This window comes from Bradyrhizobium sp. 137 (assembly GCF_023074095.1).
Classification (GTDB): domain Bacteria; phylum Pseudomonadota; class Alphaproteobacteria; order Rhizobiales; family Xanthobacteraceae; genus Bradyrhizobium.
This window is the reverse complement of sequence record NZ_JADPKU010000042.1, coordinates 198,581-220,512: the sequence shown is the minus strand read 5'-3', so window position 1 is coordinate 220,512 and position 21,932 is coordinate 198,581. Positions and strand designations below refer to the sequence as shown.

The window sequence follows — 21,932 nt, the reverse complement described above, 5'->3', positions numbered from 1 at the left end:
GCGGAAATGGCCGGGCTTATGCCCGGCCATTTGCTTTGGGATCAGGGCACCGGCATCGCGCGCGGATTGCGATGGAACCGGTTGGCACTCGCCATCCAGCTCGGCAGCGGTTCTCCATCGCGATGTCGGCCGCCGGCGGCGGCCGCCGCCCAGGCCACTGCGGCCCCGATCAGGGTCGCGGCCGCAACCGAGAACGCAACGATGATCGAGTTGCGCCGCGCGCGGTTGATGGCTGTCCTGGCATCCGCGATCGAAGCATCGACTCGTCGTTCGGCGTCGGGCGCCGCGAGACCCGTCAGCGCGGCCACCTGCTGCACGAGATAGTTTCGATCGTCGGTGCTGACACCGCTGTGGCTCGATGACGTCATCAGGATGCGTCCCGCTTCGGCGCGGGGTTCCCGCAGATCGGTGTTGGGCGGGCGCCGCGGCGCGCGGAACAGCTTGTCGAGCTCATAGCTCAACAGCGGTTCGGCGGCCGAAGTGTTGCTGGCCGAGCTGCGCATCGGCGAACGGTCGATCGCAGCTGCACCGAGCAGCGCGAGCAGCGCGGCGCCGAGAAGCACCGCGAGAGCCCACGACGTCAGGCCATGCAGCCCGTCCCGCCGCTCGCCATCATCCTCGATCGTTGCAAGTGCCGGCGCCGGTCGCGCGGTCCGGCCGGCGATGTAACCGCCAAAGCCAAAACTGACGATCGCCTGGATGATCAGATACAAGCCGGACAGCAACGCAAGGGCCGCTGAGGCATCCCGCCATGTCGGCGAGGCCGAGCTGACACCCAGGCCGACCGCGACGCCAAAGCCGATCAGGATGAACGACATTGCGCTGGCGGCGAGAGAGCCTGCAAGTACCGAGCTCCATTGGATGGTCCGGCGTTCGTCGGCTGTAGCCACGCCGCCCTCCATGACGTCTTCCCGTATGAGAGTTTCAATAGCCATCGCCGTTCTCTCAGCGCAGGCCGAAGAACGACAGGATCGCCATGATCACGACGATCAAGCCGATGAGATAAATCAGTCCGTCCATGGTCCCTTCCTCCTCAGATACCTCTGCTCGGTAATCACAAGGAATGAGGAACGTTCCAAATTTGTCATCTGCCATGGAACGGATCGGCGAGATGCGCATTGTCTGCGCGAGTCCCAAGGATGAAGATTGTGAGCACATGAGGCCCCAGCCGGTCAGTCCCGGGCTGGGGCCTTTGCGCTTAGGGCCGGCTTTGAGGTCTCTTGCTGGGTTAACGACGCCGAGGGCAGATGATGAAATGCGGTCGGCGGAACCTTCCGGATCGGGAGCGCCGCGTGGACCGCAGAACAGCCTGGCTGTATCAGGCAAATGCGCATTCCGGGAAAAGGCCATCCCCGTTTCCACCATCACGGTCGAGCCGCGACTTCTTGCGATCTGCCGAACGATCTCGTCGCGGTAACGGGGCCTCCGCGCTGGTTAACGCCCGATTGCCGGAGGCTCCTTTGCACAAGGCACGCAAACGAATGGCCAAGTCGTGATGCCCGGCCGGTTTGCAGGTTCCGCTCCGCCGTGCGACAATGAGGCATGTCCGTGAGACCGTTCGCCAACGCTGTGGTGATGCTGCTGGTGGCAGCCGGGCTCCTGCTCGCGCCGCTGGCGACGCCTGCATCCGCCATGCCGGTATCCGGTGCTGTTGCCAGCATGCCCGCAATGTCAGACGACACGCAAGGCATGTCCGAAGACATGCCCTGCTGCCCGGATCAGACCAAGAGCAAGGCCTGCGGTTCCTGTCCGTTCGTCGCATTGTGCATGCTGAGCCTGTCGCTCTCCGCTCCGTTCGGAGCGAGCACGATGATCGAGCGGCAGCCGCAGAGGAGCGCGCTCGCGCCGCGCAATGACCGCCTGCGCGACGGGCTCGCCGCCAAGCCACCCGACCATCCTCCTCGAACCCGGGCCTGATTGGCGCTGACGCGCCTGATGATCGTGCGCGCCGACATCGGCGCGCACGCCATTGCCTGCCGATTGGCTGCATCCCGGCTCGCCGCGTGCAGCTCCGGCGGCTCCATCAGACCCATCGAGGAACTATAAATCATGACGACGACCAAGCTCGCGCGCACCGCTCTGGCCGCGCTGATCGGTGCTGTGCTCACGGGGAGCGCTCAGGCCGAGATCAAGAACTACGAATTCCAACTAGTTCAACCGACCATCAAGACGGGGGCCGATCGCATCGTAACCGTGCGGCTGGTCGACAAGACCAGCGGCAAGGCGATACCCGATGCGGTGATCTTCGCCACTCGGCTCGACATGGCGCCTGACGGCATGCAGGAGATGGTCACCAAGCTCACGCCGCTGCCGGGCACCGAACCCGGGACCTATCGCTTCAAGGCCAATTTCAGCATGGCCGGACGCTGGCAGCTCTCACTGGGCGCCAAGGTGCAGGGCGAGACTGGCACGGTCGAAAACAAGCTCGTCGTCACGGCCGAGAAATGACCCGCCTCGCCGTTACAGGCAGTGCCGCTGCGATTTTCGCGGCGGCCGCTGTCGCGCTGATTGGCGGCCGCGCCATGCAGCCTCAGTCGGGGTCAAGCTCGCTGACCTTCGCCGCGCAGGCGGACACGGGCGCACCGATCTATTTCCGGGATCCGGACGGCAGGCCGTTCTACTCGCTCACCCCGAAGAAGACGGCCGACGGCCGCGACTATCGCGCCGTGCGGGCGAACGAGGACATCAGCTTCGACGAGCCGGACGAATCGCCCAGGGTCGTAACGGCTGACGCCAAGGGCGATCGCAAGATCAAATATTACCGCAACCCGATGGGCCTGCCAGACACCTCGCTGGTGCCGAAGAAGGACTCGATGGGGATGGATTACATTCCCGTCTACGAAGGCGAGGACAGCGACGACGGTTCGGTGAAACTGTCGCCCGGCAAGATTCAGCGTAGCGGCGTCAAATCCGAACCGGCCGAACTGCGCCGGATCAGAATGCTGCTGCGCGCGCCCGGCACGATCCAGCTCGATGAACGCCGGGTCTCGGTGGTCGCGATGCGCGCTGACAGTTTTGTGCAGAAGGTGGCCGACGTCACCACGGGCAGCCGCGTCACCAAAGGCCAGCCGCTGATGGAGATCTACAGCTCCGCCGTCGCGTCGGCAGCCGCCGAATATCTCGCGACGATCACCTCGAAGACGACGGGGGGCATCGAGCCCTATGGCCGCGGCTCCCGGCAGCGCCTGATCAATCTCGACGTCCCCGAACCCGTCATCGTCGAAATGGAGAAGAGCCACGCCCTGCCGATCACCATTCAGTGGTCGTCGCCGCGCGATGGCATCGTGCTTCAGCGCAACGCCATCGAGGGCATGCGTGCCCAGCCCGGGGACGTGCTGTTCCGCATCGCCGACATCTCGCAGGTCTGGGCGACCGTCGATGTGGCCGAACGCGATCTCGGCAATGTCGCGGTCGGCCAGCCCGTGACGGTGCGGGCCCGCAGCCATCCCGGGCGGGACTTCAAGGGCCTGATCAGCGTGATCTATCCGCAGGTGAACAAGGAGACGCGCACGGCGCGAGTGCGAATTGAGCTGGCGAATGCCGATCTCGCTTTGCTTCCCGACATGTATGTCGACGCCGAGATCGACACCGGCACACCGGTGCCGGTGCTCAGCGTCGCCGAGAGCGCGCTGCTGGACACCGGCAGCCGACAGGCCGTGCTGGTCGACAAGGGCCAGGGCCGATTCGAGCCGCGCGAGGTCAAGCCCGGACGGCGCGGCGACGGCTATGTCGAAATCCGCGACGGCCTTGCCGAGGGCGACGCCGTCGTCACCTCCGCCAACTTCCTGATCGATGCCGAGAGCAATCTGAAGGCCGCGCTGAAAGGCTTCACCGAAGCCGGCACGGCGCAAGCCGGCGACAAGGCGATGGGAGCCAGGCCATGATCGCGCGCCTCATCGCATGGTCGGCACGCAACCTGCTGCTGGTGCTGTTCGGCGCTGGCTTTGCCGCCGCCGCGGGCCTCTATGCCCTCGTTCATCTGCCGCTCGACGCCATTCCCGATCTCTCCGACACCCAGGTCATCGTCTACACCGAATATCAGGGACAGGCGCCGCAGGTGATCGAGGACCAGGTCACCTATCCCCTCGCCACGGCGATGCTGACGGTGCCGAAATCGAAGGTGGTGCGCGGATTCTCCTTTTTCGGCGTCTCCTTCGTCTATGTCATCTTCGAGGACGGCACCGACATCTACTGGGCGCGCTCGCGCGTGCTCGAATTCCTCAACGGGGCGGCATCGCGGCTGCCGGCCGGCGTGGCGCCGACGGTCGGCCCGGACGCTACCGGCGTCGGCTGGGTCTACCAATACGCCGTGATGTCGAAAGAGCTGAACCTCGCGGAGACCAGGACCATCCAGGACTGGAACCTGAAATTCGCCCTGGCCAGGGCCGAAGGCGTCGCGGAGGTCGCCGGCGTCGGCGGCTTCGTCAAGCAGTACAACGTCATCCTCGATCCGCAGCGCATGCGCGACCTCGGCATCACCATGCAGAAGATGCGCGAGGCGATCCGCGCCAGCAATGCCGATGTCGGCGGCCGCACCGTCGAGCTGTCCGAGTTCGAATATGTCATCCGGGGCAAGGGCTATCTTAGGGGCATCGAGGATCTCGGCGACATCGTGCTGAAGGCCGACAACGGCACACCGGTCAAGCTCCGCGACGTCGCCCGCGTCGAGCTCGGTCCCGACGAGCGGCGCGGCATCGCCGAGTTCAATGGCGAGGGCGAGGTTGCGAGCGGCATCGTGCTCCAGCGTTTTGGCGTGAACGCGCTCGACGTGATCGAGAACGTCAAGAAGCGCTTCAGGGAGATCGCAACCAGCCTGCCGAAATCGGTCGAGATCGTTCCGGTCTACGACCGCTCGAACCTGATCTACGCCGCGATCGATACGCTGAGGCATACGCTGATCGAGGAGAGCATCGTCGTCGCCCTCGTCTGCATCGTGTTCCTGTTGCATGTCCGCAGCGCACTGGTCGCGGTCCTGATGCTTCCCGTGGGCGTTCTGATGGCTTTTGGTGCCATGAAACTGCTCGGGATCGGCTCCAACATCATGAGTCTCGGCGGAATTGCGATCGCAATCGGTGCCATGATCGATGCCGCCATCGTCATGATCGAGAACGCCCACAAGCATCTCGAACGCGCCGAGCCCGGGCGCTCGCGGCTCGCGATCCTGATCGACGCTGCGGTGGAAGTCGGGCCCGCCCTGTTCTTCAGTCTCCTGATCATCACCGTGTCGTTCATGCCGATCTTCACGCTGGAATCGCAAGAGGGACGGCTGTTCAGCCCGCTCGCCTTCACCAAGACCTTTGCGATGGCCGCGGCGGCGCTGCTCTCGGTGACATTGGTCCCGGCGCTGATGGTGATCTTCGTCCGCGGCAAGATCATTCCGGAGCACAAGAATCCGATCAACCGCTTCCTGATCTGGATTTACCGCCCGGTGATCTCAGGTGTGCTGCGCGCCAAGATCCCCGTGATCCTGCTCGCGCTCGGCGTGCTCGCGGTGTCGGTCTGGCCGGCCGGGCGGCTCGGTACCGAGTTCATGCCCAACCTCAACGAAGGCACCCTGCTCTACATGCCGACGACGCTACCCGGCATTTCCGTGACCAAGGCCACCGAGCTGATGCAGATACAGGACCGCATCATCCGCTCGTTTCCAGAGGTTGCCTCGGTCTACGGCAAGGCTGGGCGCGCGGCGACTGCAACCGACCCTGCCCCACCGGAAATGTTCGAGACCATCGTCAACCTGAAGCCGAAGGCTGAGTGGCGCGCGGGCGTGACTGTCGACAGTCTGGTCGCCGAGATGGACAAGGCCTTGCAGTTTCCTGGCGTCTCCAACGCCTGGACCATGCCGATCAAGGCCCGCATCGACATGCTCTCGACCGGCATCCGAACGCCCGTCGGCGTCAAGGTCATCGGCACCGATCTCGCCGGCATCGACAAGCTTGCAAAGCAGGTCGAGCAGGTGCTCAAGGCGGTCCCCGGCACCTCGTCGGCCTATGCCGAGCGCGGCCTCGGTGGTTACTACCTCGAGATCACGCCGAACCGCGAGGCGCTGTCGCGCTACGGCATCATGGTGCAGGACGTGCAGGACACGATCGCGACCGCACTCGGGGGCCAGACCGTGACGACGACGGTGGAGGGGCGTCAGCGCTTCACGGTCAATATGCGCTACCCGCGCGACCTGCGCGACAATCCGAAGGCGATCAGCAGCGACATCCTGGTGCCGATGCCATCAGGCGGCGCCGTCCCTCTCGGTGAGGTCGCGAGCGTAACGCCGGCACGCGGGCCGACCTCGATCCGAACCGAAAACGGCCAGCTTGCGACCTATATTTACGTCGACATTCGCGACCGCGATCTCGGCGGCTATGTCGCCGATGCCCGGCACGCCGTGCAGGCAAGCATCGAATTCCCGCCCGGCTATTATCTGGTTTGGAGCGGGCAGTACGAATATCTCGAACGCGCCACCGCGCGGCTCAAGATCGTGGTGCCGGTGACGCTGCTGATCATCTTCCTGCTGCTCTATCTCAACTTCCGCTCGGTCACCGACACCATGATCGTCATGCTCTCGCTGCCCTTCGCCCTGGTCGGCGGCCTCTGGCTGATGTGGTGGCTCGGCTTCAACCTATCGGTCGCGGTCGCCGTCGGCTTCATCGCGCTGGCGGGCGTGGCAGCCGAAACCGGCGTCGTAATGCTGATCTATCTCAACCACGCGCTCGCGGCGACCAAAGCGCGCTGCGCGCTCGCGGACCGCATGCTGACGCGCGCGGATCTCTACGCCGCCATCATGGAGGGCGCCGTTGAGCGCGTCCGCCCGAAGATGATGACGGTGGTCGCGATCATGGCCGGCCTGCTGCCGATCATGTGGAGCACCGGCACCGGCTCGGAGATCATGCAGCGCATCGCCGTGCCCATGATCGGCGGCATGATCTCGTCCGCCCTGCTGACGCTGATCGTGATCCCCGCGATCTTCGCCCTGGTGAAGGGTCTTGGACTGGATTCGGCCGGGGACGCCGTCATGCCTGTCCACATTGCGGAGGCCGCTGAATGAAGCCGTAGCCGTCGACGATGCGAATGGTCGCAGCCGCGCGAGTGCCTGTGCGGCTGCGACGTTGAGTTCCCATACGTAACATTGTTGCGGGTCGACACTGTTCCCATCGCTGTGGTAGGCCAGCCTGATCGACAGGATGAGTAAATTCGTGGTCTTGAACCGCCGGCCCCTCAGACTCAGGCACACGCGCAATTGGCGTGGGCTCGTGGCTGTGTTTGTCACGGTCATGTACCTGCTGTCCGGCGCGCTCCACGGCACTCATGACATCAATGTGACCAGCCCGTCCGGCGGCTCGGACATCGCTTCGATTCTCGATGGCACCGCAGGCCACGGCGACCACAAGGTGATCGGCGGACACCATTGCCACGGCTGCTTCTCGGTGACGGTGGCGCAGCCGGCGCTATCCGCCGCATCCGTCGCGCTCGCGTCTGCATCGCGCCCGCAGCGTGGACCCCGGCTCGCCGGAATTATTCCCGATACCGACTCGCCGCCTCCCAAACACATTGCCTGAACGGATTGGTCGGGCGCCCGCGCCCATTAGGTTCATCCTTCACAGGTCGGCTTCATGTTTTGCAGGGGTATGGCCGCGCGCCTCGCGTGCGCTGCGGCGTGTCTGATTGCCGGGTTGGCGCTTGCACCGGCTTACGCCCAGACTTTGACGATGCGGAGCGCGCTGTCGCGCGCGCTGGAGGCGAGCCCGCGCCTGACGGCAGCTGAGCGCGACCTTGGCATTGCCACGGGCCAGCGCATCCAGGCGGGCGCGCTGCTCAATCCGGAGCTGTCCTATGAGCAGGACGATTCACTCGGCTCTGGCAAATATCGCGGGACGCGGTCGGCCGAGACTACGCTCCAAATCAGCCAAGCTTTCGAGCTGTTCGGCAAACGGGAAGCGCGGATTGCCGCCGGCGCAGCCGGCATCGAGGTCGCCGCGATCCAGCGCAAGGCCGTCAGGCTGGAGCTGCTGTCGGAGACCGCGATCGCCTTCCTCAGCGTGCTCGGCGCGCAGCGGCGCATCCAGATCCTCGACGAGCAGATCGCCGCGATCGACCGCCTGACGCCGCTGCTGCGCCGCCGCGTCGAGGCCGGCGCCTCCTCGCCCGCCGAGACCGGCCGCGCCGAAGTCGCCTCCGCCCTGGTGAAAGCCGACCGCGAGCGCTTCAAGGCGACGCTGGCCAGCGCCCGGCGCGAGCTGGGGGTGCTGATGGGAGATCCCGCCGCGAAATTCGGCGAGGTCTCCGGCCGGCTCGACACCACCGATCGGCCGCCGACGTTCCAGTCGGTGGTCGCCGCCATCGATGCCAATCCGCAACTGGTGCGCTGGACCGCCGTCTATGCCCAGCGCAATGCCGAGCTGTTGCTGGCACGGCTCAAGCCCTATCCCGACGTGCGGATCGCAGCCGGCTGGCGCCATTACAACGAAACCAATGACGATGCCGTGCGCTTCACCGTCTCGGTGCCGATTCCCGTGTTCGACCAGAACCAAGGCAACATCCTTTCCGCCCAGGAAAGCCTCGCCAAGACCAAAGCCGAGCGCGAGGCCAACCGCAACATGCTGATCGTGATCGCCGGCCGCGCCTATGATTCGCTCCAGGGTTCGCTGCGCGAACTCGCGGTCCTGCGCGAGACCGCGATCCCCAAGGCCGTCGAAGCGTCCGAAGCAATCTCGCAAGGTTACGCCCAGGGCCGCTTCACACTGCTCGAAGTGCTGGACGCCCAGGCGAGCGTCGCCCAGGCGCGGCTGCGGGAGCAGGAGGCGCTGCAGAATTTCCATGCAGGCGTTGCGACCATCGAAGGCCTTGTCGGCAATCCCTTCACGCTGGCGCGGGAGAGCGCACGATGAAGACGTCCTCCACCCTTGTCGTCGCCCTCGTTGCCGCCGGGCTCGGCGCCTACGCCTATTCCATGCTCGCGCCGGCCAGGCTCTCGCCAGCCGAGCATGCCGCGGAGAAGAAGCCGGAGAAACCGAACGACCATGTCGAGCAGGACGAGCACGGCGCCGATCGCATCCGCATCTCCGACGTCAAGCTCGCCGCCGCCGGCGTGGTGCTGGCGGAGGCCGCGAGCGCGACGCTGACCGACACGCTCGCCTTCAACGGCATCCTGCGCGCCAATCAGGAAGCCGTGGTGCAGGTGACGCCGCGCTTTCCAGGCATCGCCAAATCGCTCCTGAAGCGCATTGGCGACAAGGTCGCCAAGGACGATCTGCTCGCCGCGATCGAGAGCAACCAGAGCCTCACCGTCTACGAGCTGAAAGCACCGATCGCCGGCACCATCATCGAGCGGCAGATCTCGCTCGGCGAATACGCCTCCGAACAAAAGCCGGCCTTCGTCCTCGCCGATCTCTCCACCATCTGGGTCGACCTGTCGATCTACCGGCAGGACCTGCGGCGCGTCCGCCTCAATGACGAGGTGCTGATCGATCCCGATGATGGCCGCGGCGAGATCAAGGGCATGATCTCCTACATGGCGCCGATTGGCTCGAGCGAAACCCAGACCGCGCTGGCCCGCGTGGTGCTGCCAAATTCGGACGGGCGCCTGCGTCCCGGCCTGTTCGTCACGGCGCGGCTGATCCTCGCCGCGCGCAACGTCGCGGTCGCGGTGCGCCGCAGCGCGATCCAGACGCTGGAGAACCGGACCATCGTGTTCGTCCGCGAGGACGGCGACAAGATCGAGGCGCGGCCGGTGGAGCTTGGGGATGCCGATCCGCGCCATGTCGAGATCAAGGCGGGCCTTGCGGCCGGCGAGCATTACGTCGCGGAGAACAGCTTCGTCGTGAAGGCGGAGATGGGCAAGGGTGAGGCCGAGCATGATTGAGCGTCTCATCGCCGCCTCAGTTCATCAACGCTGGCTGGTTCTGCTGCTGGCGCTCGGCGCCCTCGCCTTCGGCGTCTGGAATTTCCAGCACCTGCCGATCGATGCCGTGCCTGACATCACCAACGTCCAGGTCCAGATCAACACCCGTGCGCCCGGCTATTCGCCGCTGGAGACCGAGCAGCGCATCACCTTCCCGGTCGAGACCGCGATGGGCGGCCTGCCGAAGCTGGATTACACCCGGTCGCTGTCGCGCTATGGCCTGAGCCAGGTGACGGTCGTCTTCAAGGACGGCACTGACATCTACTTCGCCCGCCAGCTCGTCGGCGAACGCATCCAGCAGGTGAAGGACCAGCTTCCGGCCGGGGTCGAGGTCGCGATGGGCCCGGTCTCGACCGGGCTCGGCGAAATCTTCATGTATACCGTCGAGGCCAAGGCGGGCGCCAAGACGCAAGGCGGCCACGACTATTCGCTGACCGATTTGCGGACCGTGCAGGACTGGATTATCCGGCCGCAGCTTCGCAACGTGCCAGGCGTGATCGAAGTCAACACCATCGGCGGGTTCGAGCGGCAGTTCCACGTGCTGCCGGACCCGGGCAAGCTGATGGCCTACCGGCTCGGCTTTCGCGACGTCATGACGGCGCTCGCCGCCAACAACGCCAATGTGGGCGCCGGCTATATTGAGCGCAACGGCGAGCAATACCTGGTTCGCTCCCCGGGCCAGGTCGGCAATATCAACGAGATCCAGGACATCGTCATCGGCTCGCGCGGCGGCAATCCCGTCAGGATCAGGGATGTCGCGACAGTGACGGAAGGCCGCGATCTGCGCACAGGCGCGGCGACGCGGGCCGGCGAGGAAACCGTGCTCGGTACCGCGATGTTGCTGATCGGGGAGAACAGCCGGACCGTGGCGCGCCGCGTCGCAGCCCGCCTGGAGGACATCGCCAAGTCGCTGCCCGAAGGCGTCGTGACGCGGACCGTCTACGACCGCACCGATCTGGTCGAAGCCACCATCCGCACGGTCCGGAATAATCTGCTGGAAGGCGCGGCGCTGGTGGTGGCCGTGTTGTTCCTGATCCTCGGAAACATCCGCGCCGCGCTGGTCACCGCCTGCGTCATTCCGCTGTCCATGGCCATGACCATTACCGGCATGGTCAAGACCAAGGTCAGCGCCAACCTGATGAGTCTCGGCGCGATCGACTTCGGCATCATCGTCGACGGCGCGGTGATCATCGTCGAGAACTGCCTGCGCATGCTGGCCGCGGCCCAGCGCGAGAAAGGCGGGCTGCTGACGACCTCGGAGCGGCTGCGTGCGATCCTGCGCGGGTCGAGCGAGGTGATCAAGCCGAGCCTGTTCGGAACCCTGATCATCGCGGTGGTCTACCTCCCCGTGCTGACGCTGACCGGCGTCGAAGGCAAGATGTTCACGCCGATGGCGCTGACCGTGCTGATGGCGCTCGGCGCTGCCGTGCTGTTCTCCATCACCTTCGTGCCGGCGGCGGTTGCCATCTTCGTCACCGGCAAAGTATCCGAGCACGAGAACCTGTTCATGCGGGCGGCGAAGCGCGCCTATCTTCCCCTGCTCCGATTTGCCATCGACAACCGGCTCGCCGTCGCAATCATGACCGCGCTCATCGTGGTCGCAAGCGGCATCGCTGCCGCGCGGATGGGTGGCGAGTTCATTCCGAGTCTGGACGAAGGCGACGTCGCCCTGGCCTCGATCCGGATTCCCGGGACCAGCCTTACGCAGTCGCTTGATCTTCAGAAGGCGCTGGAGAAACGCATCAAGCAGATTCCGGAGGTGAAGGAGTTCTTCACCCGTATCGGCACCGCCGAGATCGCCACCGACCCGATGTCGCCGGCGCAGACCGACGGCTACATCATGCTGAAGCCGCGCGCCGAATGGCCCGACCCGAACAAGCCGAAGTCGGAGGTGATCGAGGCCATCGACCATGCCGCTAACGAGATTCCCGGCAGCGCCTATGAGATCTCCCAGCCGATCCAGTTCCGTGTCAACGAGCTGATCTCCGGCGTGCGCAGCGACGTCGGCGTCAAGATCTTCGGCGATGACCTCGACATCCTGCAAGGCGCGGCAAAACGGGTCGAGGCAGCGATCCGCGGCATCCGCGGCGCCAGCGACGTCAAGATCGAACAGGTTGCGGGCCTGCCGATCCTCACCGTCCGGCTCGACCGCCAGGCGCTCGCCCGCTATGGCCTCAGCATCAGTGAGGTGCAGGGTATCGTCGAGATCGCAGTGGGCGGCAAGTCGGCCGGCAAACTGTTCGAGGGCGACCGCCGTTTCGACATCGTGGTGCGCCTGCCGGAGCATCTGCGTGGCAATCTCGAGGCGATCCGGGCTATCCCGATCCCGCTGCCGCCCGGTGAGGAGGCCAGCTCCGGCACGGCCGTGCGAACCGCGCTGGCCGCCTCTCCCCTCGCCCAGATGCGGTATGTGCCGCTGTCATCGGTCGCCACAGTCGATGCGACGCCCGGCCCCAACCAGATCAGCCGCGAAAATGGCAAGCGGCGCATCGTCGTCACCGCCAATGTCCGCGCGCGCGACCTCGGCTCCTTCGTCGCCGAGGCCGAAGCGGCGGTGGCTGAGAAGGTCAAGCTGCCGCCGGGCTACTTCATCCGCTGGGGCGGGCAGTTCGAGCAACTGGTCTCCGCGACCAAGCGGCTGACGATCGTGGTGCCGGTGGCGCTGCTGCTCGTGTTCCTGCTGCTGTTCATGGGCATGGGATCGGCTGCGGATGCGGCACTGGTGTTCTCCGGCGTGCCGCTGGCGCTGACCGGCGGAGTCGCGGCGCTGCTGCTGCGCGACATTCCGCTGTCGATCAGCGCCGGTGTCGGCTTCATCGCGCTGTCCGGCGTCGCCGTGCTCAACGGGCTCGTCATCATCGCCTTCATCGAGCGGCTGCGCAGCGAGGGGCGATCCGTCGTCGATGCCGTGCGCGCGGGCGCGCTGACGCGGCTGCGCCCGGTGCTGATGACGGCCCTCGTCGCCTCCCTCGGTTTCGTGCCCATGGCGCTCGCGACCGGCGCTGGCGCCGAGGTGCAGCGGCCGCTCGCGACCGTGGTGATCGGCGGCATCATCTCCTCGACCGTGCTGACGCTGCTGGTGCTGCCGGCGCTCTACGTGCTGTTCCGCCGTGACGAGGTGCGCGAAGCGCCTACAATGGCGCCTGATTTGGCAGCGTCCGGGGAGCGCTAGAGATGGCCGGCCCCGACCATCACGAACATCGCCATCATGATCATGCCGGCTATCCACACGATCATGGTCACGATCATGCTCATGGTCTTGGCCACGCGCATGTGCATGCGCCGACCAGCTTCGGCAAGGCGTTCGCGATCGGCATTTCGCTGAACATCGCGCTGGTCGTGGCCGAAGCCGTGTATGGCTATATCGGCAACTCCACCGCCCTGCTCGCGGATGCCGGGCATAACCTTTCCGACGTGCTCGGCCTGGTCGTCGCCTGGGGTGCGTCGATTGCAGCGCGACGCGCGCCGAGCGGCCGCTTCACCTACGGCCTGCGCGCCTCCACCATCCTGGCCGCGCTGGCGAATGCGGCGTTCCTGCTGGTCGCAACCGGCGCGATCGGCTGGGAGGCGATTTTGCGTTTGCGCGAGCCGGAGCCGGTCGCCGGCGTGACCGTAATGGTGGTGGCAGGCGTCGGCATCCTCATCAACGGTTTTACCGCCATACTGTTCGCACGCGGACGCAAAAACGATATCAACATCGAAGGCGCCTATCTGCACATGGCGGCGGATGCCGCCGTCTCGCTCGGCGTCGTCGTCTCGGCGGCGCTGATCACGTGGACCGGCTGGCTCTGGCTCGATCCCTTAACCAGCCTCCTCATCTGCGCCATCATCCTCTGGGGCACGACCAGCCTGTTGCGCGGCTCCATCGATATGTCAATGGCGGCAGCGCCCAAGGGCACCGACCTCGCCGCGATCAGGGCGTTCCTGCTGGCGCGGCCGGGCGTCTCCGCGATCCACGATCTCCACGTCTGGCCGATCTCGACCACCGAGACGGCGCTGACCTGCCACCTCGTCATGCCCGCCGGCAGCACAGGCGATGCATTCCTGATGGAGACCGCGCAACTGCTCAAGACCTCGTTCCGCGTCGGTCACACCACGATTCAGGTCGAGACGCATCCTGACAACGGCTGCGCCCTGGCGCCGGACGATGTGGCGTAGGATCTCACGGTCCATCCACCCGCCATCGCGAGGAGCTCGCGACAAAATTGCACAGCAATTTTGCGCTGATGCGACGAAGCAATCCAGACTGTCTCTGCTGAGGCCGCCTGATTTGCTTCGCTGCGCGCAATGACGATCGGGAAGCAGCGCGCTTACGCCGCCTTCGCTGTCACGATCCAGATCGCGCCCTGCAACGTCACCGACTGCCCTTCCTGAAACGGCGCGAGCATGTCGCGGATCGAAGCCTTGGCGGCCTCGTACGTCTCCGGCGGATGGCCCTGAAGCGCGCGGCTGGCGGGGCCGATCTGGAGTGCGCCGTCGACAGCGGCATCGAGGCCACCGCCGATCGCTATATCCATCGCCAGATTGTGCGGCTGCAATGCAAGGTCCACGAAGCCGGCACCTTTCAGGATGCGCATCACGCGCTCTTCGGAGGCGAAGGCGAACGGGCCCGGCTCTTCCGGTCCGACCGGCGGCATTTTCGGCACGTGCTTGTAGACCGCCATCAGCGGCGCCATCATCCAGGGGTTTTCCTTCGGCTCGCGCCAGCAAGCGAAAGCGAGCCGCCCTGTCGGCTTCAGCGCTGCCCGCAAATTGGTGAAGGACACAATGGGATCGGCGAAGAACATCACGCCGAAACGCGAGGCGAGCAGATCGAAGCTCGCCGGTTCGAACGAATGCACCGTGGCATCCGCCAGCACGAAATCGAGCGGCAGGCCCTTCGGCGCCAACGCGCGCGCCTGCGACAGCATCGGCTCGGAGACGTCGAGACCGAGCGCAAAGCCATCAGGCGCCACCGCCTTCGCAAGGGCGACCGTCGTTGCACCGGAGCCGCAGCCAACGTCGATCACGCGCTCGCCGGGCTTCGGCTCGGCACGGTCGATCAGCACGTCCGCGATCGGCCCGAGCAGTTTTTCCTGCACCGCATGACGATCGGCCCAACGTTGGCCGCTCGGGCCGTTCCAATAGGCGATCTGGTCGGCGTTGAGCTCGTGTCCGCTTGACTGTTCCATCAACCCTCTCCGCGACGGTGCCGAACGTCCGCGCTCGGCCCGAGACGCTTATCCACATGCCGATCCCAGCCGCAAGGCCGATTTCCGCGCGGGACAAGCCCCGACGCCGCTTTGCCAAGCCAAGTCGACACGGCCAAGCGGCCCTGTATGAACTCAGCGAACGGGAGAAAACCCCGTGAAGTCGGAACGATCAGTCGACATCGATTGCTTGCGGACAATCTCGATCATATGGGTGCCTGACCCACCCGCTTGCCTGGCTTCGCCAATGGCAGCCGGAGGCGGTCAAATCCTCCGTCGCTGCACGCCCAGCGACGTGACACCCCAAGACTTGCCGATCGCGCCGGCTTTCGCGCAGGCAGGCGCGGCAGCACATCGATGATGACATACAGTCCGGCAGACGGTCTGATCCGGACGGATGACGGCGCAAGGCGATCAGCACCGGTTACGTCAGGAGGATTTACGACGGGTCGAGGAGGAGCTCAGTCATTGAGGCGCCTCTCCGCCGTTGCGGGTGCCCCTCGTTTCTAGCCACAGCAAATCGTAGGCCGGCGCCCTCTATCGAGCGCCGCGCCTCACTCGCCGTTCCTCCAAGCTAGCGCCAGAACAGCGCCAGCAGCAGGATGACCGGAAGCGGAATTCCTAGCAGCCACAACAGGGCGCCTCGACCAAGTGTCATGGTGTCCGGCCTCTTCTAGCTTTGACATAGACCAAGCCGCGAAGCCCTCGGGAGTTCCTGCTTCAGGAACGGAAGATTTGAGGGCGCGTTGGAACAGAAAGTGGAAGTTCATGGAGGATCTCACCATGGTGACACGTGCAATACCTAATCCCTTTTTTGGCTGGACATGGTCGGCCGTGCTGGCTGGCATGTTCGCTTCGCTGGTCGTCCAGATCTTGCTGACGATGCTCGGTCTGGGCATTGGCTTGCTCGCAATCGACATACCCACAGCCTCAACGGCACCCGCTGGCGCTGGCTGGGCGGCGTTCGTGTGGTGGGCGGTGTCGGGAATCATCGCCGCCTTTGTCGGCGGTGCCGTTGCGGCAGCCAACTCGCCGGATCAGTCCGGGCTCGGCCGCGTCGGTCACGCACTTGCCGCCTGGGCGGTCACAACCGTGGTCGTGGTGGCTGCGGCAGCGATGATGCCGGCGTCCGCGACCAGCATCGCCAGCAACCTCGTCGGCCCGTCATATACAGCGAGCGCCCGGATCGCCTATTGGTCGAACAATACGGGACGGGATACGGTCGGTGCGACGACTCGGCCGGCCACGCCGGCCCAGCTCGATGAGGCCCGCAAACACTTCTCGTACGTGATGTTTGCAAGCTTCTGTTCGCTGCTCCTCGGCGCAGGAGCGGCCTATGCCGCCGGTACGGCGACGACGGCCCAGGCGGTCAAGGAAACGGCAGGGCCGATGACGTGACGGCACAACGCAGGCTCGGGAATGGAACGCTGGCGCGGGATCTGTGCGCATTGCGGCCGTATTGGTTTCACCGAACGGCCACATCGGAATCAGATGCCAACCAAATTACCTCGATAGGTTCGCCGTTCCTCAAACTGGAAAGGCATACCATGCGCAGCTTCACGGCATCCGTCATCGTTGCAGCTCTCGCCCTCGGGACACCGGCTCTGGTGCAGGCACAGGGCGCATCGCCGCAATCCGGCGCCGAGTCCCCGTCCACGCAGTCCAGCACGGTGATCCGGAGCATACAGGTTGTCGACGTTAAGGAATTGCAGCCGGCGGTGCGCGCGAAAGTCGATGAACTCGTGGCGCACACAAGCGATCAGGACATCCAGTCGCTTCGGCAGTCCATCGACGCCACACCGCAGGCAGCCTCCGTGCTCAAGGCCAAGGGCTTGAGCTCGTCACAAGTCGTCGCGATCAACATCGCCGACGGTGTCCTGACGATGTTCACCAAGACGGCGTGACATCAGACGGGAGATTCGAAACGCACGGTGGCGGCGAGCTGATCGCCGCCCCCTCAGCCGGACGACGAGATTCGCGCTACGAAAAAAGAGGAGGGCCCTGCAGCGGGCCTGCAGCAGGGCTACTCGTGTTCAGCATCAAAACCCTGCCCAGGCGGCAAATTGGAGCCAGTTGGCGGCGCGCTCGGCCCTTGCTTCGGCACCCGCCGGGGCGCTAAAGAGGCGCACTTGGGCGGTTAGCTCAGCTGGTTAGAGCATCTCGTTTACACCGAGAGGGTCCGCGGTTCGAATCCGTGACCGCCCACCAGCCTTCGCTCGCTTCGCGAGCTACGGCTGGGCAAGCCACCTTCGGAACATCATTGACGCGAAGCGGGCGAGGGCTGTCACGCCGAAGCCGGACAGGCGAAGGCGGACTTCCCGACACTCGCCGAGCTCAATCCTGCGGCCGGCCCGGCAGCAACGGCACCGCGTCGATCCACACCGCCGCCGACCGGCACCAGATTTGCCGCGTCGGCCGCAACTTGTCGCGCTGGCGGATGCTACCCCAGCGGATGCCCCAATCATCGGCCTGGTCGCCCTCGCCGCTCGTGAATAGCGGGGAACCGCAATCGGCGCAGAAATGCTGGAAGCGCATCTGGCCGTTGTCGCCCCGCTTGCCATAGATTTTGGGCGTGCCGCCGGTCAGGCGGACGTCGGCTCCGGAACAGACGGCCGTCACCCGGAACGGCGAGCCGGTCAGGGTCTGGCAGTCAGTGCAGTGGCAAACCGAGACCGCCTCGGGATCGATGTCGGCCTCGAAGCTGATCTTGCCGCAATGGCATTGCCCATCGATCTGCATCGCCCTCTCCCCCTTGGCTCCAAAACAAAAACGGCGCCCGAAGGCGCCGTTTTATCATCTTTTGCGGAATCTCAGTGAGCGGTCAGGCCGCCGGCGGCCTCATCGCCGTCCGGCTTCACCGTCACCTTGGTGTCCTCTTCCCAGACGATCGGCACCGGCTTCTTCACCAGCGCCTTGGCGACGACGTCGTCGAGGCGCGAAACCGGGATGATCTCCATGCCGCCCTTGATCGCATCGGAAATCTCCGTGAGATCCTTGGCATTGTCCTCGGGGATCAGCACCGTCTTGATGCCGCCGCGGGCAGCAGCCAGCAGCTTCTCCTTCAGGCCGCCGATCGGCAGCACGCGGCCGCGCAGCGTGATCTCGCCGGTCATCGCGACATCATGGCGAACCGGAATGCCGGTCATGACCGAGATGATCGCGGTGGCCATGGCGACACCCGCGGAGGGACCGTCCTTCGGCGTCGCGCCCTCCGGCACGTGCACGTGGATGTCGCGCTTGTCGAACAGCGGCGGCTCGACGCCGTAGTTGATCGCACGCGAGCGGACGTAGGACGCCGCCGCCGAGATCGACTCCTTCATGACGTCACGGAGATTGCCCGTGACCGTCATCTTGCCCTTGCCGGGCATCATGACGCCTTCGATCGTCAGCAGCTCGCCGCCGACATCGGTCCAGGCAAGGCCGGTGACGATGCCGACCTGCGGCTCGCTCTCGATCTCGCCGAAGCGGTATTTCGGCACGCCGAGCAGCTCTTCCAGAGTCTTCTCGGTGACCTTGACCGACTTCTTCTTGGAGATCATCAGCTCCTTCACCGCCTTGCGGGCGAGTGTCGAAAGCTCACGCTCAAGATTGCGCACGCCCGCTTCGCGAGTATAGCGGCGGATCAAGAGCAGCAGCGCGTCGTCGTCGATCGAGAACTCCTTGGAGTCCAGGCCGTGCTTGGACACGGCGTTCGGGATCAAGTGCTTGCGCGCGATCTCGACCTTCTCGTTCTCCGTGTAGCCCGCGATCCGGATGATCTCCATGCGGTCCATCAGCGGGCCCGGAATATTGAGCGTATTCGCGGTCGTGATGAACATCACGTTGGACAGATCGTAGTCGACCTCGAGATAGTGGTCGTTGAAGGTCGCGTTCTGCTCGGGGTCGAGCACCTCGAGCAGCGCCGAGGACGGATCGCCGCGGAAATCGGCGCCCATCTTGTCGATCTCGTCCAGCAGGAACAGCGGATTGGACGACTTCGCCTTGCGCATCGACTGAATGATCTTGCCGGGCATCGAGCCGATATAGGTGCGGCGGTGGCCACGGATCTCGGCCTCGTCGCGCACGCCGCCAAGCGAGACGCGCACGAATTCGCGCCCCGTCGCCTTCGCGATCGACTTGCCGAGCGAGGTCTTGCCGACGCCGGGAGGCCCGACGAGGCACAGGATCGGACCCGTCAACTTGTTGGCGCGCGACTGCACCGCGAGATACTCGACGATGCGTTCCTTGACCTTCTCGAGCCCGTAATGATCGGAGTCCAGGATGGCTTGCGCCGCTTCCAGATCCTTCTTCACCTTGGACTTCTTGTTCCACGGGATCGACAGCAGCCAATCCAGATAGTTGCGCACGACGGTCGCTTCCGCGGACATCGGCGACATCTGGCGCAGCTTCTTCAATTCGTGCTGCGCCTTCTCGCGCGCTTCCTTGGAGAGCTTGGTCTTGGAGATCTTCTCTTCGAGATCGGCGAGCTCGTCGCGACCGTCGTCGTCGCCGAGTTCCTTCTGGATCGCCTTCATCTGCTCGTTGAGATAATACTCGCGCTGGGTCTTCTCCATCTGGCGCTTGACGCGCGAGCGGATGCGCTTCTCGACCTGGAGCACCGAGATCTCGCTCTCCATCAGGCCCAGCACCTTCTCGAGGCGCGTCGTGACGGACAGCGTCTCCAGGATGCCCTGGCGGTCCGCGATCTTGACCGCAAGATGCGAGGCAACCGTGTCGGCCAGCTTGGCGAAATCGGTGATCGCCTGCACGACGCCGACGACCTCGGCCGAGATCTTCTTGTTGAGCTTCACGTAGCTCTCGAAGTCGGACACGACCGAGCGCGCCAGCGCCTCCGCCTCGACCGACTTCGCGTCGGTGTCGGCGAGCGCGACCGCGGTCGCTTCGTAATAGTCGGCGCGATCGGTGTATTTCTGCACGCGCGCACGCTCGAGCCCTTCGACCAGCACCTTCACGGTGCCGTCGGGAAGCTTCAAGAGCTGGAGCACGCTGGCAAGCGTACCGGTCTCGTAGATGGCATCGGGCGCCGGATCATCATCGGACGCGTTCTTCTGCGTCGCCAGCATGATCAGCGCATCGTTCTTCATCACCTCTTCGAGCGCGCGGATCGACTTCTCGCGACCCACGAAGAGCGGCACGATCATGTGCGGGAAGACGACGATATCGCGCAGCGGCAGCACGGGATAAGCGTGCGTTTCGCCATGAACGATGGTTGGCCGAGGTTTGGGATTAGTCATGGCCTTTTCCTTTTGCTTTGCCCCCTTGCACGCAGCCCGCTGATCATGCGCAACCGCCACAAGGTGCCGACGTGATCCGCAGAGCCGGTCGGTCCTTTTGCGAGTCGGACCGGCTTGCCGGATCGGAACTGAGGCGAATCCAGAAGAGAATTTTCGCTCGCCGCCGACATTAGGTGGCTATCGACCCGGGGGGTGTCAAGTCATTGAAAAACGCGCGCCTTCAGGCGCTTACGCACGCAGGTAAGCGACGCAACACCGGCTGCGGAGATACAGCTCCGCAGCCCTCCTTGATGAGACGATTGGAGCGTTCCAGCGCCGAGAAATCAGGCGCTGGCATTCTCGACGGCGCGATCGGACCGATCGGCGTAGATGTAGAGCGGACGCGCCGTGCCTTCCACGACTTCTCGCGAAATCACGACCTCTTCCACACCTTCCAGACCCGGCAGGTCGAACATGGTCTCGAGCAGGATCGCCTCAAGGATCGAACGCAAACCGCGCGCGCCGGTCTTGCGCTCGATCGCCTTGCGCGCGACCGCGCCAAGCGCCTCGTCGGCGAAGGTCAGCTCGATGTTCTCCATCTCGAACAGGCGTTGGTACTGTTTCACCAGCGCGTTCTTCGGCTCGGTGAGGATCTTCTTCAGCGAGGTCTCGTCCAGGTCCTCGAGCGTCGCCACCACCGGCAGACGACCGACGAATTCAGGGATGAGGCCGTACTTCAGGAGGTCCTCAGGCTCGACGTGACGGAAGATCTCGCCGGTCCGGCGATCCTCTGGCGCGAGCACCTGGGCACCGAAGCCGATCGAGGTCGACCGTCCGCGCGCCGAGATGATCTTTTCGAGACCGGCGAAGGCGCCGCCGCAGATGAACAGGATGTTGGTGGTATCCACCTGCAGGAATTCCTGCTGCGGATGCTTGCGGCCGCCCTGCGGCGGGACCGAAGCCACCGTGCCTTCCATGATCTTGAGCAGCGCCTGCTGCACGCCCTCACCCGACACGTCGCGCGTGATTGAGGGATTGTCGGACTTGCGGCTGATCTTGTCGATTTCGTCGATGTAGACGATGCCGCGCTGGGCGCGCTCGACATTGTAGTCGGCGGCCTGGAGCAGCTTCAGGATGATGTTCTCGACGTCCTCGCCGACATAGCCGGCTTCGGTCAGGGTCGTCGCGTCCGCCATCGTGAACGGCACGTCGAGGATGCGGGCGAGCGTCTGCGCGAGCAGAGTCTTGCCCGAGCCGGTCGGACCGATCAGCAGAATGTTCGACTTCGCGAGCTCGACGTCGTTGTGCTTGGTCTGGTGGTTGAGGCGTTTGTAGTGGTTGTGCACCGCGACCGACAGGACCTTCTTCGCATGGCTCTGGCCGATCACGTAGTCGTCCAGCACCTTGCAGATTTCCTTCGGCGTCGGAATGCCGTCGCGCGACTTGACCAGCGAGGATTTGTTCTCCTCGCGGATGATGTCCATGCAGAGCTCAACGCACTCGTCGCAAATGAAGACCGTGGGACCCGCGATCAGTTTGCGGACTTCGTGCTGGCTCTTGCCGCAGAACGAGCAATATAGCGTGTTCTTGGAGTCGCTCGTGCCGACCTTACTCATTCATGTCTCCGTCCGCGGTTCG

General features: G+C 64.9%; 17 protein-coding genes and 1 tRNA gene. 12 read left to right on the top strand and 6 right to left on the bottom strand.

All coding sequences use genetic code 11. From position 1 onward, the window contains the following. Positions 1-41: 41 nt before the first annotated feature. Both IVA78_RS08860 and IVA78_RS08855 read right to left on the bottom strand, forming a co-directional pair. The gene (locus IVA78_RS08860; protein ID WP_247277132.1) at positions 42-935 is read right to left on the bottom strand and encodes a hypothetical protein; all 894 of its coding nucleotides are present in this window, start codon (positions 933-935) and stop codon (positions 42-44) included. 10 nt (positions 936-945) lie between these two features. Next, the gene (locus IVA78_RS08855; RefSeq protein ID WP_247277131.1) at positions 946-1,350 is read right to left on the bottom strand and encodes a hypothetical protein; all 405 of its coding nucleotides are present in this window, start codon (positions 1,348-1,350) and stop codon (positions 946-948) included. 192 nt (positions 1,351-1,542) lie between these two features. Here IVA78_RS08855 and IVA78_RS08850 point away from each other — a divergent pair, with 192 nt between their 5' ends. The 9 genes from IVA78_RS08850 (at position 1,543) to IVA78_RS08810 (ending at position 14,050) form a co-directional block, all read left to right on the top strand. Further along, positions 1,543-1,917, top strand: coding sequence for a hypothetical protein (locus IVA78_RS08850; protein ID WP_247277130.1), 375 nt, complete (start codon positions 1,543-1,545; stop codon positions 1,915-1,917). 132 nt (positions 1,918-2,049) lie between these two features. Further along, entirely contained in the window at positions 2,050-2,448 is a 399-nt protein-coding gene (locus IVA78_RS08845) for a FixH family protein (RefSeq protein WP_247277129.1), read from the top strand. Further along, a complete protein-coding gene (locus tag IVA78_RS08840; protein ID WP_247277128.1) occupies positions 2,445-3,884 on the top strand; it encodes an efflux RND transporter periplasmic adaptor subunit in 1,440 nt (479 codons plus the stop codon). Before IVA78_RS08845 ends, IVA78_RS08840 begins: the two co-directional genes overlap by 4 nt. Continuing rightward, a complete protein-coding gene (locus IVA78_RS08835; RefSeq protein ID WP_247277127.1) occupies positions 3,881-7,039 on the top strand; it encodes a CusA/CzcA family heavy metal efflux RND transporter in 3,159 nt (1,052 codons plus the stop codon). The genes IVA78_RS08840 and IVA78_RS08835 overlap by 4 nt, the downstream gene beginning before the upstream one ends. Before the next feature lie 136 nt (positions 7,040-7,175). Further along, positions 7,176-7,550 carry a hypothetical protein gene (locus IVA78_RS08830; protein ID WP_247277126.1) on the top strand — a complete coding sequence of 125 codons (375 nt, stop codon included), beginning with the start codon at positions 7,176-7,178 and terminating at the stop codon, positions 7,548-7,550. 54 nt (positions 7,551-7,604) lie between these two features. Further along, positions 7,605-8,879, top strand: a complete 1,275-nt coding sequence (gene ihpA, locus IVA78_RS08825) for a divalent metal ion exporter subunit IhpA (RefSeq protein WP_247277125.1) — start codon at positions 7,605-7,607, stop codon at positions 8,877-8,879. Continuing rightward, entirely contained in the window at positions 8,876-9,853 is a 978-nt protein-coding gene (gene ihpB / locus IVA78_RS08820; protein ID WP_247418463.1) for a divalent metal ion exporter adaptor subunit IhpB, read from the top strand. Before ihpA ends, ihpB begins: the two co-directional genes overlap by 4 nt. Further along, a complete protein-coding gene (locus tag IVA78_RS08815) occupies positions 9,846-13,064 on the top strand; it encodes a CusA/CzcA family heavy metal efflux RND transporter (RefSeq protein WP_247277123.1) in 3,219 nt (1,072 codons plus the stop codon). Before ihpB ends, IVA78_RS08815 begins: the two co-directional genes overlap by 8 nt. 101 nt (positions 13,065-13,165) lie before the next feature. Continuing rightward, the gene (locus IVA78_RS08810) at positions 13,166-14,050 is read left to right on the top strand and encodes a cation diffusion facilitator family transporter (RefSeq protein WP_346015615.1); all 885 of its coding nucleotides are present in this window, start codon (positions 13,166-13,168) and stop codon (positions 14,048-14,050) included. Positions 14,051-14,202: 152 nt separating this feature from the next. Here the strand turns inward: IVA78_RS08810 and IVA78_RS08805 are convergent, their stop codons facing one another. Further along, the gene (locus IVA78_RS08805) at positions 14,203-15,063 is read right to left on the bottom strand and encodes a methyltransferase domain-containing protein (RefSeq protein WP_247277122.1); all 861 of its coding nucleotides are present in this window, start codon (positions 15,061-15,063) and stop codon (positions 14,203-14,205) included. Between the two features lie 801 nt (positions 15,064-15,864). On the opposite strand from IVA78_RS08805, the gene IVA78_RS08800 reads away from it, so the two are divergent. From IVA78_RS08800 to IVA78_RS08790, 3 genes are all read left to right on the top strand, one after another. Further along, the gene (locus IVA78_RS08800; protein ID WP_247465011.1) at positions 15,865-16,479 is read left to right on the top strand and encodes a hypothetical protein; all 615 of its coding nucleotides are present in this window, start codon (positions 15,865-15,867) and stop codon (positions 16,477-16,479) included. A gap of 149 nt (positions 16,480-16,628) precedes the next feature. Further along, positions 16,629-16,985, top strand: coding sequence for a hypothetical protein (locus IVA78_RS08795; RefSeq protein WP_247277120.1), 357 nt, complete (start codon positions 16,629-16,631; stop codon positions 16,983-16,985). 227 nt (positions 16,986-17,212) lie between these two features. Continuing rightward, a tRNA-Val gene (locus IVA78_RS08790) sits at positions 17,213-17,289 on the top strand. A 126-nt stretch (positions 17,290-17,415) separates the two neighbouring features. Here IVA78_RS08790 and IVA78_RS08785 read toward each other — a convergent pair. From IVA78_RS08785 to clpX, 3 genes are all read right to left on the bottom strand, one after another. After that, the gene (locus IVA78_RS08785; RefSeq protein ID WP_247277119.1) at positions 17,416-17,820 is read right to left on the bottom strand and encodes a GFA family protein; all 405 of its coding nucleotides are present in this window, start codon (positions 17,818-17,820) and stop codon (positions 17,416-17,418) included. 71 nt (positions 17,821-17,891) lie between these two features. Beyond that, positions 17,892-20,315 carry an endopeptidase La gene (lon, locus tag IVA78_RS08780; protein ID WP_247277118.1) on the bottom strand — a complete coding sequence of 808 codons (2,424 nt, stop codon included), beginning with the start codon at positions 20,313-20,315 and terminating at the stop codon, positions 17,892-17,894. 323 nt (positions 20,316-20,638) lie between these two features. Continuing rightward, positions 20,639-21,910, bottom strand: coding sequence for an ATP-dependent Clp protease ATP-binding subunit ClpX (clpX, locus tag IVA78_RS08775; RefSeq protein WP_008547851.1), 1,272 nt, complete (start codon positions 21,908-21,910; stop codon positions 20,639-20,641). Between the last annotated feature and the right edge of the window lie 22 nt (positions 21,911-21,932).